Origin of the sequence: Sphingopyxis indica (genome assembly GCF_032879645.1) — a bacterium.
In the GTDB taxonomy this organism is placed as follows: Bacteria; Pseudomonadota; Alphaproteobacteria; order Sphingomonadales; family Sphingomonadaceae; genus Sphingopyxis; species Sphingopyxis indica.
In genome coordinates, this window is sequence record NZ_CP076394.1 from 4030525 (window position 1) to 4046295 (window position 15771).

At 68.4% G+C, this 15771-nt stretch carries 15 protein-coding genes and 2 pseudogenes; 9 read left to right on the forward strand and 8 right to left on the reverse strand.

Annotated features, from left to right (window positions below):
* Positions 1 to 205: 205 nt before the first annotated feature.
* The 7 genes and pseudogenes from KNJ79_RS19090 to KNJ79_RS19120 all read left to right on the forward strand — a co-directional run.
* Positions 206 to 1015: pseudogene (locus tag KNJ79_RS19090) on the forward strand (N-acetylmuramoyl-L-alanine amidase family protein); the annotation flags it as partial.
* A gap of 255 nt (positions 1016 to 1270) precedes the next feature.
* Positions 1271 to 2524 carry a D-arabinono-1,4-lactone oxidase gene (locus KNJ79_RS19095; protein WP_317152224.1) on the forward strand — a complete coding sequence of 418 codons (1254 nt, stop codon included), beginning with the start codon at positions 1271 to 1273 and terminating at the stop codon, positions 2522 to 2524.
* Positions 2521 to 3666 (forward strand): DSD1 family PLP-dependent enzyme, encoded by a 1146-nt coding sequence (locus tag KNJ79_RS19100; RefSeq protein ID WP_317152225.1) that lies wholly within the window; start codon positions 2521 to 2523, stop codon positions 3664 to 3666. The genes KNJ79_RS19095 and KNJ79_RS19100 overlap by 4 nt, the downstream gene beginning before the upstream one ends.
* Positions 3663 to 4313 (forward strand): TetR/AcrR family transcriptional regulator, encoded by a 651-nt coding sequence (locus KNJ79_RS19105; protein ID WP_317152226.1) that lies wholly within the window; start codon positions 3663 to 3665, stop codon positions 4311 to 4313. The genes KNJ79_RS19100 and KNJ79_RS19105 overlap by 4 nt, the downstream gene beginning before the upstream one ends.
* An 11-nt stretch (positions 4314 to 4324) precedes the next feature.
* Positions 4325 to 6838 carry a penicillin-binding protein 1A gene (locus KNJ79_RS19110; RefSeq protein ID WP_317152227.1) on the forward strand — a complete coding sequence of 838 codons (2514 nt, stop codon included), beginning with the start codon at positions 4325 to 4327 and terminating at the stop codon, positions 6836 to 6838.
* 82 nt (positions 6839 to 6920) lie between these two features.
* Positions 6921 to 8048 (forward strand): peptide chain release factor 2, encoded by a 1128-nt coding sequence (gene prfB / locus KNJ79_RS19115; protein WP_317152228.1) that lies wholly within the window; start codon positions 6921 to 6923, stop codon positions 8046 to 8048.
* Positions 8048 to 8779 (forward strand): class I SAM-dependent methyltransferase, encoded by a 732-nt coding sequence (locus KNJ79_RS19120; protein ID WP_317152229.1) that lies wholly within the window; start codon positions 8048 to 8050, stop codon positions 8777 to 8779. Before prfB ends, KNJ79_RS19120 begins: the two co-directional genes overlap by 1 nt.
* Before the next feature lie 130 nt (positions 8780 to 8909).
* Here KNJ79_RS19120 and KNJ79_RS19125 read toward each other — a convergent pair whose 3' ends face one another.
* The 6 genes and pseudogenes from KNJ79_RS19125 to KNJ79_RS19150 form a co-directional block, all read right to left on the reverse strand.
* Positions 8910 to 9275, reverse strand: a complete 366-nt coding sequence (locus KNJ79_RS19125) for a DsrE family protein (protein WP_317152230.1) — start codon at positions 9273 to 9275, stop codon at positions 8910 to 8912.
* Entirely contained in the window at positions 9263 to 10012 is a 750-nt protein-coding gene (locus tag KNJ79_RS19130; protein WP_317152231.1) for a HesA/MoeB/ThiF family protein, read from the reverse strand. The genes KNJ79_RS19125 and KNJ79_RS19130 overlap by 13 nt, the downstream gene beginning before the upstream one ends.
* Positions 10013 to 10100: 88 nt before the next feature.
* Positions 10101 to 10562, reverse strand: a pseudogene (dut, locus tag KNJ79_RS19135) (dUTP diphosphatase); the annotation flags it as partial.
* Positions 10525 to 11868 carry a bifunctional phosphopantothenoylcysteine decarboxylase/phosphopantothenate synthase gene (locus KNJ79_RS19140; RefSeq protein WP_317152232.1) on the reverse strand — a complete coding sequence of 448 codons (1344 nt, stop codon included), beginning with the start codon at positions 11866 to 11868 and terminating at the stop codon, positions 10525 to 10527. The gene KNJ79_RS19140 and the pseudogene dut, both read right to left, overlap by 38 nt.
* A gap of 2 nt (positions 11869 to 11870) precedes the next feature.
* Complete coding sequence (locus KNJ79_RS19145; RefSeq protein WP_089215902.1) at positions 11871 to 12167, reverse strand: CcdB family protein; 297 nt, start codon at positions 12165 to 12167, stop codon at positions 11871 to 11873.
* On the reverse strand, positions 12167 to 12427 hold the full coding sequence (locus KNJ79_RS19150; protein ID WP_089215957.1) for a type II toxin-antitoxin system CcdA family antitoxin: 261 nt from the start codon (positions 12425 to 12427) through the stop codon (positions 12167 to 12169). Before KNJ79_RS19150 ends, KNJ79_RS19145 begins: the two co-directional genes overlap by 1 nt.
* A 151-nt stretch (positions 12428 to 12578) precedes the next feature.
* On the opposite strand from KNJ79_RS19150, the gene KNJ79_RS19155 reads away from it, so the two are divergent.
* A complete protein-coding gene (locus tag KNJ79_RS19155) occupies positions 12579 to 13547 on the forward strand; it encodes a magnesium and cobalt transport protein CorA (RefSeq protein ID WP_089215958.1) in 969 nt (322 codons plus the stop codon).
* A 4-nt stretch (positions 13548 to 13551) separates the two neighbouring features.
* On the opposite strand, the gene KNJ79_RS19160 is transcribed toward KNJ79_RS19155, so the two are convergent.
* Positions 13552 to 14214 (reverse strand): YggS family pyridoxal phosphate-dependent enzyme, encoded by a 663-nt coding sequence (locus KNJ79_RS19160; protein WP_317152233.1) that lies wholly within the window; start codon positions 14212 to 14214, stop codon positions 13552 to 13554.
* Positions 14215 to 14273: 59 nt separating this feature from the next.
* Here KNJ79_RS19160 and KNJ79_RS19165 point away from each other — a divergent pair, with 59 nt between their 5' ends.
* Positions 14274 to 14903, forward strand: coding sequence for a thiamine phosphate synthase (locus tag KNJ79_RS19165; protein WP_317152234.1), 630 nt, complete (start codon positions 14274 to 14276; stop codon positions 14901 to 14903).
* Here the strand turns inward: KNJ79_RS19165 and KNJ79_RS19170 are convergent.
* Positions 14876 to 15589, reverse strand: coding sequence for a hypothetical protein (locus KNJ79_RS19170; protein ID WP_089215905.1), 714 nt, complete (start codon positions 15587 to 15589; stop codon positions 14876 to 14878). The genes KNJ79_RS19165 and KNJ79_RS19170 overlap by 28 nt on opposite strands.
* Positions 15590 to 15771: the final 182 nt, after the last annotated feature.

Here is a 15771-nt window from a genome sequence, read left to right on the forward strand (position 1 = left end):
AAAACCCACCGTTCCTCGGCGACGTCCAGACGGAAATTAACCCTGTTTCGCGCCGCATTCCGTGGGCTTCGCAATAAGCGCTGGACCATGGCGCTCTGCCGGCGGCATAACCGCGGCCATGGGCCTGTCCTTGCTTCTCGCGACCCTCTCGCTCGCCGCGCCGGTGGCGTCCGCACCGCCGTTCGGGCCTTTTTACCAGCTCCCCGCGCCCGCCAGCTACCGCGCGCGGCCGCCGCAAAAGCGCTACAGCGTCACCGTTCCGATCGGCAAGCCGAAGCCGGCCCTGCCCTTGCCGAAGATCGAGGGGCCGGACGACGACGACCTGCCGCTCGTCGTGATCGACGCCGGGCACGGCGGGCACGATCCGGGCGCGATTTCCCCCTTTGGCGGGCAGCGCGAAAAGGACATCACGCTCCAGCTCGCCCGCGCGATGCGCGACGCGCTGGTCGCGGGCGGCCGGGTGCGCGTCGCGCTGACCCGCGCGGATGACCGCTTTCTGATCCTCGAGGAGCGCTATGGCATCGCGCGGCGACTGAAGGCCGACCTGTTCATTTCGGTCCACGCCGATTCGGCCCAGAATGAAGCGGCGCACGGCGCGTCGATCTTCACTTTGTCCGAGGTCGCGTCGGACCGCGAGGCGGCGCGGCTCGCGGCGCGCGAGAACAAGGCGAACATCATCAACGGCGTCGATCTCGGCGCGCACAGCGGCGCGGTATCGTCGATCCTGCTCGACCTCGCGCAGCGCGAAACGATGAATGTCGCCGCCGATTTCGCGCGCCTGCTCCAGCGCGAGGCCGCGGACGACATGAGCTTCCGCACCGAAGCGCACCGCTTCGCCTCCTTCGTCGTGCTCAAGGCCCCCGACACGCCCTCGGTGCTGCTCGAAACGGGCTTTCTGTCGAACGCAGAGGACGCCGAATTTCTCGCCTCGAAAGAAGGACAGCAAAAGATCGCGCGCGGCGTGCGCGACGCGGTCCAACTCCACTTCGCCCGCCGCTTGGCGTCGGGGCGCTGATCGGCCGAAACGGTGGAAAGCCGAAGGAGAAGGCGGCTTTGGGGTGGGGAACTGACGTTCGCCTGCTCTCTTTCGTCATCCCGGACTTGATCCGGGATCCACAGCAGCGCCGAAGTCATGGACCCCGGATCAAGTCCGGGGTGACGATGATAAATAGGGCAACACCCGGTCGCAAGCCGCCGCTGCGCCATAAATATAGTCTTGACTAACTTTTCTCCCGCCCCCAGCATCGCCCCCACACGGCGGGAGAGGCCTATGGGCTGGAGCAATTGGTCGGGCAGCGTCACCGCGCCCGCGGCGGTCGGGTATCCGCGCAGCGAGGACGAACTCGCCGCCGTCCTTCGCGGTGCGAAAAAGGTCCGCGCCGTGGGGGCAGGCCACAGCTTCATGCCGCTGTGCGAATCGGCGGAGGCGATCGTCGGCCTTGGCGCGATGGAAGGCGCGATCGCGATCGCCCCCGACCGGCGGAGTGCGCGCATTCCCGCGGGCTGGAGCATCAGGCGGCTGACCGCGGCGCTGTGGGACGAAGGGCTCGCGCTCGCCAATCAGGGCGATGTGAATCCGCAGGCGCTCGCGGGCGCGATGGCGACGGGGACGCATGGCACGGGGGTGACCCTCGGCTCGCTCTCGACCTTTGCGCGCGGCTTCCGGCTGATCGGCGCCGACGGCGAAGCGCACTGGTGCGACCGGCGGACGAACCCCGAACTGTTCGAGGCGCAGCGGCTGTCGCTCGGGCTGTTCGGCATCGCGACCGAGATCGACGTCGATGTCGTCCCCGCCTTTCACCTTGCCGAGCGGATCGAGAAAAAGCGCTGGGCGGAGGTCCGCGAAAGCTATGATGAACTCGCCGGGCAGCATCGCCACATCGAATTCTGGATCTTCCCGCACGCCGATGCCGTCATCCTGAAGACGCTGACGCCGTGCGACCCGTGCGACCCGCCCGCTTCGACCAGCGACGTCGACGAGGCGACCTTTCGCCGCGTGCTCGACGTCGCAGCGAAGCTGCCGTTCCTGACGCCCTTTCTCCAGCGGCTGATGATGCGCACGCGCTTCGACGGCCGGCGCCGCGGCCCCGCGCACAGGATCTTCCCGTCGGATCGCACGGTCCGCTTCGAGGAAATGGAATATGAGCTGCCGCGCGCCGCGGGGCTCGCCGCGCTCGACGATGTGATCGGCTGGATTCGCAGGGGCCGCCTGCCCGTCGCCTTTCCGTTCGAATATCGCACCGTCGCCGCCGACGACATCTGGATGAGCCCGATGAACGCGGGGCCGGTCGCCGCCATTTCGATGCACCAATATGCGAAGATGCCTTGGCGCGAGCATTTCGCGGGCGCCGAGGCGATCTTCCGCGCGCATGGCGGGCGGCCGCACTGGGCGAAGCGCCACAGGCTGACCCGCGCCGACGTCGATGCCCTCTATCCGATGGCGGAACGCTATCGCGCGGTGCGCCGCTCCGCCGACCCGGCGGGCAAATTCCTCAACCCCCATCTGGAGGCGCTTTTTTCATGACCGACGATGTGACGCTCCACGCCCATCTGATCGGCCGGCAGGGCTCGCGCGCCGACCTCAATACACCCGTGCTGGTGCTCGACGAAGGCGCGCTCGATCGCAATATCGCGGCGATGGCGGCGCTGGCAAAGGCGCACGGCGTCGGCCTGCGCCCGCACGCCAAGACGCACAAGAGCGTCGACATCGCGCGACGTCAGATCGCCGCGGGCGCGCTCGGCATCTGCTGCGCCAAGATCGGCGAGGCCGAGGTGATGGCCGATGGCGGCATTGCCGGAATCCTGATCACCTCGCCGGTCGCCGCGCCGCGCGCGATCGAGCGACTCGCGGCGCTCGCGGGCCACGCCGAGGGGTTGATGGCGGTGGTCGACCATCCGGCGGTCGCCGCGCGGATCGACGCGGCGCTCGGGCAGGCGCGCGCAAGCCTCGACGTGATCATCGACATCGACCCCGGCATCGCGCGCACCGGCGTCGCATCGGCCGAAAAGGCGGTCGAACTCGCGGCCGCCATCGCTGCCCTGCCCCACCTGCGCTATCGCGGCGTCCAATATTATTGCGGGTCGCAGCAGCATATCGAGGATTTTGCCGAGCGCCGCGCCGCGATCGTCGAGCGCACGCAATATCTGGAGAGCGCGATCGCGGCGCTGACCGACGCGGGCTTCGCGCCTGACATCGTCACCGGATCGGGGACCGGCACGCACCGCATCGACCTCGACCTCGGCGTCTTCACCGAGCTGCAGGCGGGCAGCTATGTCTTCATGGACAAGCAATATCTCGACTGCGACCTTGCCGGCGACGGCAGCGTGCCGTTCGAAACCGCGCTCGGCGTCGATGCGCGGGTGGTCAGCGCCAATCATCAGGGACTCGTCACCATAGACGCGGGGTTCAAGTCGCTTTCGACCGATGGCGGGGCCGCGGTGGTGCGGCGCGGCGCGCCCGCGGATGCCTTCTTCGCCTTCATGGGCGACGAACATGCCGCGCTGATCGCGCCGGGGATCGGCGATACGCTCGCGCCCGGCGATCCGGTGACGCTGACGGTTCCGCACTGCGACCCGACGGTCAATCTCTACGATCATTATCATGTCGTCGACGGCGACACGCTGGTCGCGATCTGGCCGGTGAGCGCGCGCGGCCGCGCGCGATGAAGCCGCCGCCGAAGCAGGCGCGCGCCGCCGCGACGCGCGAACGGCTGCTCGACGTCGCGGGCGCCCTGCTCGCCGAGGTCGGGATCGAGCGCATCTCGACCAACAGGATCGCCGCGCGCGCGGGAGTGAGCCCGCCCGCGCTCTATCGCTATTTCGCCGATAAATATGCCGTGCTCGAAGCGCTCGGCCGCCGGTTGATGGCGCGACAGAACGACGTGCTCGACGCCTGGGTGCTGCGCCATGCGCCCGGCGGCATCGCCGCGATGGCCGATCATATCGGCGAGCTGCTCGCCGACACCGCCGCCGTGACCCGCGCCGAGCCCGGCGCGGCATGGACCCTGCGCGCGCTCCACGCGACCCCCGCGCTCGTCCATGTCCGCCTCGAATCGCACCGCAGCGTTACCGACCGCCTCGCCGCCGCCTGCACGCCGCACCTGCCGGGCGTCGACCCGGCGATGCTGTGGCGGCGGCTGCGCATCGCGGTCGAGCTCGGCTTCGCCGCCGAGGAGATGCTGGGCGAAGAGGACCGGCTCGACCCCGCCGCGGTCCACGCCGACGTCGCCGCGATGCTGGGCGCCGCGATGACCGAGCTAATCGCAGGGCGCCTCGCCGCAACCATGCTTCCCTTTCCGGGAGACAGGCGATAGAGGCGGGCGATATGGCCGCCGACACCTCGTCCCATTTTCGCTACCGTCTGCGCCGCGACAGCAATGCCGTCCTCGGCTGGCTGCGCGAGATGTGGACGCGCCGCTGGTTCCGCTGGCTCGGCTATCTCGCCATTGCAGGGCTGCTCGGCCTCGCGCTGATCTGGGCGATCTTCGCGCGCGACCTGCCCTCGGTCGATCAGCTGCGCGACTATGAACCGCCGCTGCCGACGATGGTGCGCGACGGCGAGGGCAAGCCGGTACACAGCTATGCGCGCGAGCGCCGCGTCCAGCTCGACTACAGCGAATATCCGCCGCTGCTCGTCCGCGCCTTCCTCGCCGCCGAGGACCGCACCTTCTTTCAGCACGGCGGCATCGACTATCCCGGCATCGTCAGCGCGATCATCACCAATCTGCAGAACGATGGCCGTCCCGTCGGCGCTTCGACGATCACCCAGCAGGTCGCGAAGAATCTGCTGCTCACCAACGAGGTCAGCTATACGCGCAAGATCCGCGAGGCGATTCTCGCGAAGCGCATCGAGGCGGCGCTGTCCAAGGAACAGATCCTCGAACTCTATCTCAACGAAATCCCGCTCGGGCGTCGCAGCTTCGGGGTGCAGGCGGCGAGCCGCGCCTATTTCGACAAGGATGTCGATCAGCTCGCGCTGCACGAAATGGCCTTCCTCGCGATCCTGCCCAAGGCGCCCGAAACCTATGGCCGCGCGCGCAATGCCGAAAAGGCGCTGGCGCGGCGCAATTTCGTGCTCAAGGAAATGGAGCGCAACGGCTGGATCAGCAAGGCGCAGCGCGACGCCGCGCAGGCGCAGCCGCTCGGCCTGTCCGAAAGCGGCAATCGCGCGGTCGAGCAGGTCGGCGGCTATTATATGGAAGAGGTGCGCCGCCAGCTGATCGAGCAGTTCGGCGAGACCGCCGAGGACGGGCCGCACAGCGTCTATGCCGGCGGCCTGTGGGTGCGCACCGCCTATGACGACAAGATGCAGCAGGCGACGGCCAAGGCGCTGCGCGAAGGCATGATCCGTTACGACCGCGGCAAGGGCTGGTCGGGGCCGATCGCGACGATCGAGGCCGACGATCAATGGGCGAGCCGCCTCGCCTCGAGCTTCAAGACGGTCGACTATGCGGATTGGCGCATCGCCGCAGTGCTGTCGAAAACGGGCAGCGAGGCCCGCATCGGCTTTGCCGACGGCAGCACCGGCCGCCTGCCCGCGAGCGCGGCGCAGATGGGCTATCGCAAGCGCGGGACGAGCGCCTTCGTCGCGATGAAGCCCGGCGACCTGATCGCGGTCGCGCCGAGCGGCGGCGGCAGCTTCTCGCTCCGCAACATTCCCGAAGTGTCGGGCGGCATGGTCGTCGAAAGCCCGCATTCGGGCCGCATCTATGCGATGCAGGGCGGCTTCGACGTGCGCCTCTCCTCGTTCAACCGCGCGACGCAGGCCGAGCGCCAGCCGGGCTCGACGATCAAGCCCTTCGTCTATGCGACCGCGCTCGACAATGGCATGACCCCCGCGACGATGATCGTCGACGGGCCGTTCTGCGTCTATCAGGGCGCCGGACTCGGCACCAAATGCTTCCGCAACTTCGGCAATTCGGGCGGCAGCGGCGAGCATACGATGCGCTGGGGCCTCGAACAGTCGCGCAACCTGATGACCGTGCGCACCGCGAGCCAGATCGGCATGGAGCCGATCGTGGAGACGATTCGGACGATGGGGATCGGCCAGCACGAACCCTATCTTTCGACCGCGCTCGGCGCCGGGACGACGACGGTCGAGCGGATGGTCAACGCCTTTTCGATGCTCGCCAATCACGGCCGCGCGCTGACCCCGCACCTGATCGACTATGTTCAGGACCGGCGCGGCAAGGTGATCCTGCCCCGGAACTGGCGCCCGTGCCAGGGCTGCAACAAGCCCGATTGGGACGGGCGGCCGATGCCGCGCTTCGCGCCCTCGGGCAAGCAGCTGATGGACCCGATGACCGCCTATCAGGTCGTCCACATGCTCGAAGGCGTCGTCCAGCGCGGCACCGCGCAGCGGCTGCGCGACCTCGGCGTACCGATGTTCGGCAAGACCGGGACGACGACGGGGCCGAAGGACGTCTGGTTCATCGGCGGCACGCCCGACATCGTCGCCGGCCTCTATCTGGGCTTCGACCAGCCGCGCAACATGGGCGGCTATGCGCAGGGCGGCAGCCTCGCCGCGCCGGTATTCAAGCAATTCTATCAGGCCGCGCTCGCCGACCGCCAGCCGGTGCCCTTCACCGCGCCCAGGAATATCCGCATGGTTCGCATCGACCGCCGTTCGGGCCGCCGCGTCTATGGCGCGTGGCCGACGAGCGATCCGAAGGCCTCGATCATCTGGGAGGCCTTCAAGCCCGAAAGCGAGCCCAGGCGGACGATCCGCGAAGAGGAAATCAAGCCGTCGAAGCCGGCCAAGCAGCCCGACGCGCCGGTCCAGCAGGGCGGGCGGCGCAGCGACGCCGACTTCCTCGAGGATCGCGACGGCATCATCTGACGCCCGGCCGGCGGCGCGCGCGGGGCTTTTCCTCGGGCGCGCCAGCCACTAAGGCCGGACGCATCTATTCAGGAGCACAGACATGCGCGCCGAAGCGCAGGACCATATCGACAAGATCAACGCCGCGCTCGCGCTGCTGCGCCGCTTTCTCGACTGGGATCGCGCGCTGCGGCGGCTCGACGAGCTTAACGCCAAGGTCGAAGACCCGACGCTTTGGGACAATCCAAAGGCGGCGCAAGAGGTGATGCGCGAACGCCGCCGCCTCGACGAGGCGGTCGCCGCGACGCGCGCGATCGAAAAGGAAATGGCCGACACCGCCGAGCTGATCGAGCTTGCCGAGATGGAGGGCGACGAAGCGCTCGTCGACGATGCCGTCGAAAGCCTCGCCGCGCTCGCCGCGCGTGCCGAAGAGGATAAGGTCAAGGCGCTGCTCGCGGGCGAGGCCGACGGCAACGACGCCTATATCGAAGTCCATGCGGGCGCCGGCGGCACCGAGAGCCAGGACTGGGCCGAAATGCTGCAGCGCATGTATATGCGCTGGGCCGAAAAGCGCGGGATGAAGGTCGAGCTGATCGAATATCAGGCGGGCGAGCAGGCGGGGATCAAGTCGGCGACGATGCTGGTCAAGGGCGAAAATGCCTATGGCTATGCCAAGACCGAAAGCGGCGTCCACCGCCTCGTCCGCATCTCGCCCTACGACAGTTCGGCGCGGCGCCACACCAGCTTCTCGAGCGTCTGGGTCTATCCGGTGATCGACGACAATATCGAGATCGAGATCAACGAAGGCGACCTCAAGATCGACACCTATCGCGCGTCGGGTGCGGGCGGACAGCATGTCAACACGACCGATTCGGCGGTGCGCATCACCCACATCCCGACCGGCATCGTCGTCGCGAGCCAGAACGATCGGTCGCAGCACAAGAATCGCGCGACCGCGATGGGGATGCTGAAGGCGCGGATGTACGAGGCCGAACTGCAGAAGCGCGAGGCCGCCGCGTCGGGCGAATATCAGGCGAAGACCGAAATCGGCTGGGGCCACCAGATCCGCTCCTATGTGCTTCAACCCTATCAGCTGGTGAAGGATCTGCGCACCGGCGTCACCTCGACCGCGCCGTCCGACGTGCTCGACGGCGCGCTCGACCCGTTCATGGCGGCGGCGCTGTCGCAGAAGGTGACGGGCGAAAAGGTCGAGGTGGAGGACATCGACTGATGGCGCACGCGGGCGTCCGGGCGGGGCTTGCGGCGTGCGCGCTGCTCGTCCTGCTCGCCGGCTGCGATTCGCCGTGGAGCGACGACGACGACCGGATCGAGACGGCGCGCGACTTTCCGCCCGCCGACCGCCCCGTCGCTCCGGTCGGCGCGACCAAATGGTCGACCGAAGAGGCGCGCGACCGCGTCAACGAGGCAGAGGACATCATGGATTCGTCAGGCGTCCGGCCCGGCATGACCGTCGCCGACATCGGTGCGGGCGACGGCTATTACACCGTGCGCCTCGCCGCGCGCGTCGATGCGGGCGGGCGCGTGCTCGCGCAGGACATCCAGCCCGAAGTGATCGAGCGGCTCGCCGATCGCGTCGCGCGCGAACGGCTCGACAATGTGTCGCTGAAGCTGGGCGCGGTCGACGATCCGCGGCTGCCGCAGAACAGCTTCGACCGCGTCTTCATGGTGCATATGTATCACGAGATCGGCGAGCCTTACGCTTTCCTCTGGCGGTTGCGCCCGGCACTGCGCCAAGGCGGACAGGTGATCGTGGTCGACGGCGACCGCCCGATCGAAAAGCACGGAACGCCGTTCCGCCTGCTCGTCTGCGAGTTCGAGGCGGTGGGCTACAAGCTCCTGTCCTATGACGACAAGCAGACCGCGGGCGGCTATCTCGCGCGCTTCGTCCCCGCGGGGCAGCGGCCCGAACCCGGCGCGATCAAGGTGTGCGAGAATCCGTGAATCCGGATAGTGAGCCGACACCCGCCGGTCTCGAGTGTGTCCCCGCGAAGGCGGGGACCCATCTCCTGCCGGCTCGACATGGCAACGACGGAAGATGGGCTCCCGCCTTCGCGGGAGCACAGGGTCATTATCAATAGGCGACTAGTCGTTCCTCATCGTCCATCGCCGCCAGAAAGCCGACCAGCCCGCCCATCCGCGTCCCGGGCACAAGGTCCCCGGCCGTCAGTCCCGCCAGCGCAAGGCCCGACTGGCAGGCGATGATCCCGACCTCCATCGCCGCGGCTTCCTCGATCATCTGTGCAAGATCGGGCTGTCCCGCGGCGCGGCGCGCGGCGTCGCCGGCAAAGCCGGCCGGCGCGCGCAACAGCGCCACCGCCTCGCCCTGCACGAACATCCGCACGCGGCCGCCGAGCGCCGCCGCCGCCATCGCGGTTTCGAGCGCCGCATAGAGGCGCGCGCCGTCGCCGCCCGCGACGATCAGGCTCAGCCCCCGCATATCGGACAGGCGGGGTCTTTTGCGATGCCGACCTCGCGCCAGCGCCGCTCGAGCATGTCGAGGATCGCAAGCCGCCCCACGAGCGACCGGCCCCAGCCGGTGAGCGCGCGCACGCCCTCGAGCGCCGCCATCGTCCCGACCATCCCGGCAAGCGCCCCCATCACCCCGGTCTCGGCGCAGTTGATCCCCTCGCGGTCGGGATCGTCGCCGACGAGGCACGCATAGCAGGGGGCGTCGCCGCGCCAGCCTTCATAGAGCGCGATCTGCCCCTCGAAGGCGCCGATCGCCGCGCTCAAAAGCGGGATTTCGAGCGCGACGGCGGCGCGGTTAACGGCCAGCCGCGTGTCGAAATTGTCGCAGCCGTCGAGGATCAGGTCGGCCCCGGCGAGCAGCGCTTCGGCATTGCCCCCCCCGATCCGCTCGGTCACCATCGCGCAGTCGACGTGCGGGTTGATCCGCCACACCGCCTCGGCGGCGACGATCACCTTGGGCGATCCGACGTCGACGTCGGTGAAGAGCGGCTGGCGATGGAGATTCGACAGCTCGACGACATCGTCGTCGATGATCGTCAGCCTGCCGACCCCCGCCGCGGCAAGATAGGTGATCGCCGGGCAGCCGATCCCGCCCGCGCCGATCACCGCGACATGGCTGGCCTTCAGCTTCGCCTGCCCGGCGCCGCCGAACTGCGGCACGATGATCTGGCGGGCGTAGCGGTCGAGTTCGGCGTCGGTCAGCAAATCACTCGCCCGAACGCCGCATCTTGATCGCGGCGAGCGAGCCGACGTTCGCCGGACTCGCCGCTTCGGCCTTCGCATCGCTCGCGAGCCCGGTCGAGCCGAAGCCCCCCGCGCCGCGCACGGTATCGTCGAGCGCGGCGACCTCGGCAAAGGTCGCGCGCTGCACCGGCGCGGGGACGAGCTGCGCGATGCGGTCGCCGCGCCTGATCTCGAAATTATCCTCGGACAGATTCGCAAGGATCACCTTCACCTCGCCGCGATAGTCGCTGTCGATCGTCCCCGGCGTGTTGAGGCAGGTGATGCCGTGCTTGAGCGCGAGCCCCGAGCGCGGGCGCACCTGCACTTCATAGCCCGCGGGAATCGCCATCGCGAAACCCGTCGCGACGGCGTGGCGGGTGCCGGGGCGCAGGGTCAGCGTCTCGGCCGCGACGACGTCCATTCCCGCCGCGCCGTCGGACGCATAGGCGGGCAGCGGCAGGCCGCCGCCGTTGGGCAGGCGCTGGAGGCGGATTTCAATCGGAATCAAGGGGTGAACGGAGGTCGAGGTCATCGGCGATCTTTTCCATCAATTTGCGGGCGACGGCGTCCTTGGGCAGCCGGTCCCAACTTTCTACGCCCGCTTTGCTAATGATATGCACCCGATTCGTCTCGCCCCCCATCGGGTCGGCCGACACATCGTTGGCGACGATCCAGTCGCACCCCTTTCGGGCGAGCTTGGCCTCGGCGTGCGCGATCACATCGTTGGTTTCGGCGGCGAAGCCGACCAGCAGCGGCGGCCGGTCGGGGCTTTTCGCGATGCTCGCCAAAATGTCGGGATTTTCGGCGAGCGCGAGCGGCGGGACGGCGCCGCTGCCGTCCTTCTTGATCTTTTGCGCGCGCGTATCGGCGGCGCGCCAGTCGGCGACCGCGGCGACCATGATCGCGGCATCGGCGGGCAGTCCGTCCGCGACCTCCTCCGCCATCTCGCGCGCGGTTTCGACATCGACGCGGACCACCCCCGGCGGGGTCGGCAGCGGCACCGGCCCGGCGATCAGCAGCACCTCGGCGCCCGCCTCGGCGGCGGCGGCGGCGATCGCAAAGCCCTGCTTGCCGCTCGACCGGTTGGCGATATAGCGCACCGGGTCGATCGGCTCGTGCGTCGGCCCCGCGGTGATCAGGATGCGACGGCCGTGAAGCGGGCGGTGGTTGGTCGGCGCGAAATCGGGCTGGCCGCCAAAGTTCCCCTCCCGCTTGCGGGAGGGGTTAGGGGAGGGCGTGTCCCGATAATCCGTTCCAGCAACAGGCCCTCCCCCGACCCCTCCCGCAAGCGGGAGGGGAGAAGAAAGCGCCTCGACAATCGCGGCATGAATCGCCTCGGGTTCGGGAAGGCGGCCGGGGCCATATTCGCCGCACGCCATCTCGCCCTCGTCGGGCTGCATCACCGTCACCCCGTCGCCGCGCAGCACGCCCAGATTGCGCTGCGTCGCCGGGTGCAGCCACATGCGCACATTCATCGCGGGCGCCGCGAGCACCGGCTTGTCGGTCGCGAGCAGCAGGGTGGTCGCAAGGTCATCGGCGAGTCCCGCCGCCATTTTTGCGAGCAGATCGGCGGTTGCGGGCGCGACCACGACCAGGTCGGCCTCGCGGGAGAGCTGGATATGCCCCATCTCGACCTCGTCTTTCAGGTCGAAGAGGCTCGTATAGACCTTGTTCTCGCTCAGCGCCGCGAGCGTCAGCGGCGTCACGAACTGCTCGCCCGCGCGCGTCAGCACGCAGCGCACGACATGCCCCGATTTGCGCAGGAGCCGGACGAGCTCGATGCTCTTATAGGCCGCGATGCCGCCGCCGATAATCAGCAGGATGCGTTTCGCCGTCATCGTCATACTCCGGTGAGCAGCACGTCGAGTGCGCCGGTGATGGTCAGGCCCTCTTCATTCAGGCTCATAACGACCTCGCCCAATTGACTGACCGGAATGGCGGCCGCGAACTGCGTGTACATCACATAGCTCGTTTCTTCGACGGTGAAGAGCGGATTGAGCCGGTGCGCAACGACATCGAATTGATCGGCGTGCAGCAGCGGCACGACGAGCCGCGTATTGAGATGGGTCAGCAATTCGGATTGGCAATCGATCACCAGATCGCCGTCTCTGGTGCGCCAGACGTCGAATTGTGCCATCAGAAAAGCCGGTATTTGGCCAGCGGCAATCCATGCTTGCGGACATAGTCGTTCGACGCTTCGATCGCGGCGCGATTCTCTTCCTGCCACGCCGCCTGGCGCGCCTTTTTGACCTCGGCCGCGAGTCCCGACTGGCACGCCTCGCTGACGTTGATGCCCAACCGCTTGGCCTCTTCGACCAAAGCGATGCTAAGCGACACGTTGGTCGGTCGCTTGGGTGTCGTCTTCGACAGCCGTTCGAATCGCGCCGATTCGTTCATCGCCATTCTCCTTGCGCATGATATATGCGCATGATGACCGCCGATCAATGCCCGGCCAGAGTGCCGGTTTTGATTCAATCAAAACCGAACGCACTCTAGCGCGACATATCGGGTGCGATTATGCTCGCGCGAAAACAGCAGGATGCTGCCGATGCCAATCATGGCCGCCCGCCTTTACGACCGCGGAAAGCTCGTCCGCGATCTCGGCCCCGACGAGGCGATTCCCGAGGATTGCGCCGAGGGCGAGTTCTTCTGGCTCGGCCTCTATGCGCCGACGCCGGGCGAGCTCGAACGCGTCGCGCAGCGCTTCGGACTCCACCCGCTCGCGGTCGAGGATGCGCTCAAGGCCAATCAGCTTCCCAAGGTCGAAACCTATGGCGACCAGCTGTTCGTCATCGCGCGCACCGCCAATCTCGACAACGACACGATCCAGCCGGGCGAGACCGCCTTCTTCGTGGGGCGCCACTTTCTCGTCTCGGTGCGTCACGGCTCGGCGCGGGGTCATGCCGAGGTGCGTGCGCGGCTCGAAACGGCCCCCGCGCTGCTCGGCCATGGTCCCGACTATGTGCTCCACGCGATCCTCGATTTCATCGTCGACGGCTATTTCCCCGTCGTCGATGCGATCGAGGACAAGCTGCTGCTCGTCGAGGACAGCGTGATGGACACCCCGCTCGACGCCGAAGCGATCCGCCACCTCTATGGCCAGCGGCACGAGATCATCCGCTTCCAGCGCCTCGTCGGATTGATGAAGGACATGACCTACAAGCTCGCGACGACCCCGCTCGTCTGTATCGACGATCCGGTGCGGCCCTTCTTTCGCGACATATGGGACCATGTGCAGCGCGCCGAATTCCGCCTGACCGGCCTGCGCGACATCGCCGCCGGGGTGGTCGAAACCAACGGCCTGCTCGAACAGCAGCGCCAGGGCGTCATCACCCGCCAGCTCGCGGCCTGGGCGGCGATCCTTGCGGTGCCGACCGCGATCGCGGGCATCTATGGCATGAATTTCCGCCACATGCCCGAACTCGGCTGGCATTTCGGCTATCCGTTCGCGATCGCGCTGATGGCGGGAGTGTGCGGCCTCGTCTATTGGCGCTTCAAGCACATCGGCTGGCTATAGCGCCTCAGCCCCGCGCGCCGAACAGCGCGGTGCCGACGCGCACATGCGTTGCGCCCAGCATCACCGCGGTCTCGAAATCGCCGCTCATCCCCATCGAGCGCAGCGGCAGGCCGTGGCGCTCGGCAAGCTCGTCGAGCAGCGCGAAATAGGGCGCGGGCTCGACGTCGGCGGGCGGTATCGCCATCAGCCCTTCGATCGCCAGTCCCGCCTCCTTTGCCTCGGCGAGCAGCGCGGGCAGGTCGGCGGTCGCGCAGCCACCCTTTTGCGCCTCGTCGCCGATATTGACCTGCACGAACAGCCGCGGCTGCTTTCCCGCCTTGTCGCAGGCGCGCGCGAGCGCCTGGACGAGCGACGAGCGGTCGACCGAGTGGATGACGTCGAACAGCACCACCGCATCGTCGGCCTTGTTCGATTGCAGCTGGCCGATCAGGTGGAGGACGATATCGGGCGCCGCTTCGCGCAGCTCGGGCCATTTGGCCGCGGCTTCCTGCACGCGATTCTCGCCGAAATGGCGCTGGCCGGCGGCGATCAGCGGCCGGATCGCTTCGGCGTCGTGCGTCTTCGACACCGCGATCAGGCAGATGTCGTCCGCGCGCCGCTGCGCGCGCTTCGCCGCGATCGCGATCGCGTCCCTCACTTCGGCCAGCCGCTCCGCCGCTTCGCTCATCTCGCCTCCTGTCCGGCGCGTCCGTTGCGCGCGCTTCGTCCGCGCCTATAGAAAGCGCGATGGATCGATTCCACCCCCCTTCCCCGCCCCGGCGATGGCTGCTGACCGACGAACGGGCGCCGGTGCCCGTCGAACGCCTCGCGGCGATGCTGCCGCCGGGGAGCGGGGTCGTGCTGCGCCACGACAGCCTCGCGGTCGGCGCACGATGGCGGCTCTTCCGCCGGCTCGCGCGGATCGCGGCGGCGCGGCGGCTGACGCTGCTGCTCGCCGGCACCCCCGCGACCGCCGTGCGCTGGGGCGCCGACGGCGTTCACCTGCGCCGGCGCCGCGCCGCGCGCGCCGCGCAGGCGCAGCGGCTCGCGCTGGTCGTCTCCATGCCGGTCCACGATGCGCGCGAAGCCCGGCGCGCGCGGCGCGCGGGGGCGTCGCTCGCATTCGTCTCGCCGCTCTATCCGACGCGATCGCATCCCGGTGCCGCCGCGCTCGGTCGCGCCGCATGGCTCCGCCTCGCGCGGGCGGCGGGCGGGCAGGCGGTCGCGCTCGGCGGCATGACGCCGGCGCGCGCGCGCGCGCTGGCCCGCGCCGCCAGGGCAAGCGGGATCAGGCCCGGCTGGGCGGCAATTGATGCGTGGGTGGAGGCGGCCGAGATCCGCCGGCGACGTCAGAAGCGGAACTGCGTTCCGACATAGACCGCCTGGCTGTCGCGCCGCGAATCGGTAAGCGGCTCGAGCCGGTCGTCGGCCTTGTAGCGGACGCCGGCGGTGACATCGAGGTTGCGCGTGATGCGATAGCTGCTCATCACATCGACCGCCGGAGCGGCGCCCGGTGCGGTGATGCGATCGGTCGCGCCCGCGGGATCGGTCGGCCGGTTGACCATTCGCGTCGCGAAGCGCGAAGGCTTTTCTTCCTCGGCGGGCGCCTTGGCGACGGGCAGGTTGCGCAGGTCGGTGCCGCGCGGCAGCTGCGGCGTGACGAATTTCTGGAAGCCGACCGAGGCGCCGAGATCATAAGCGATCGGCGTGATCGCGACCGGCGCCGCGCGGCCCTTTGCCAGCGCCGCGGTGCGCGCCGCGCTTGACGCATCGTCGCGCTTGCGGATCACGACGGTGATCGCCCGGTTCTTGCGATTTTCCTCGGTCACCGCGGGAGTGAAGCTGAAATTGCGGCGCGCCTCTTCCGACACCTTGGCATAGCGCGCGATCAGGCGCGGGTCGCCCGACGCCGGCGTGAACTGGCCGAGCAGGGTTTCCGACAGCGCCATCTCGCGGTTCGCGTCGCTGCGCGTCATCGCGGCGAGCGCCGGCGGCAGGGCAAGCGACATCGCCGCCAGAACGACGATGCTTCCCTGCCAAAGATGTCGCGGCTTGCCCGCCATGATCTGCGACTCCAACCCCAAGTCATTCGACAGATAGGCGCGCTTGTCGGATAATTCCAGTGATTCGAGTCGGATCGTTCGCAGGCGAACGGCTTTTGGACCCGATTGTTGCGCAATGAGCACAGTTTGCGCACCCGCCCCGGACCATCTGTTCCGAAGCGGGGCGCATCGCTTGCAATCCT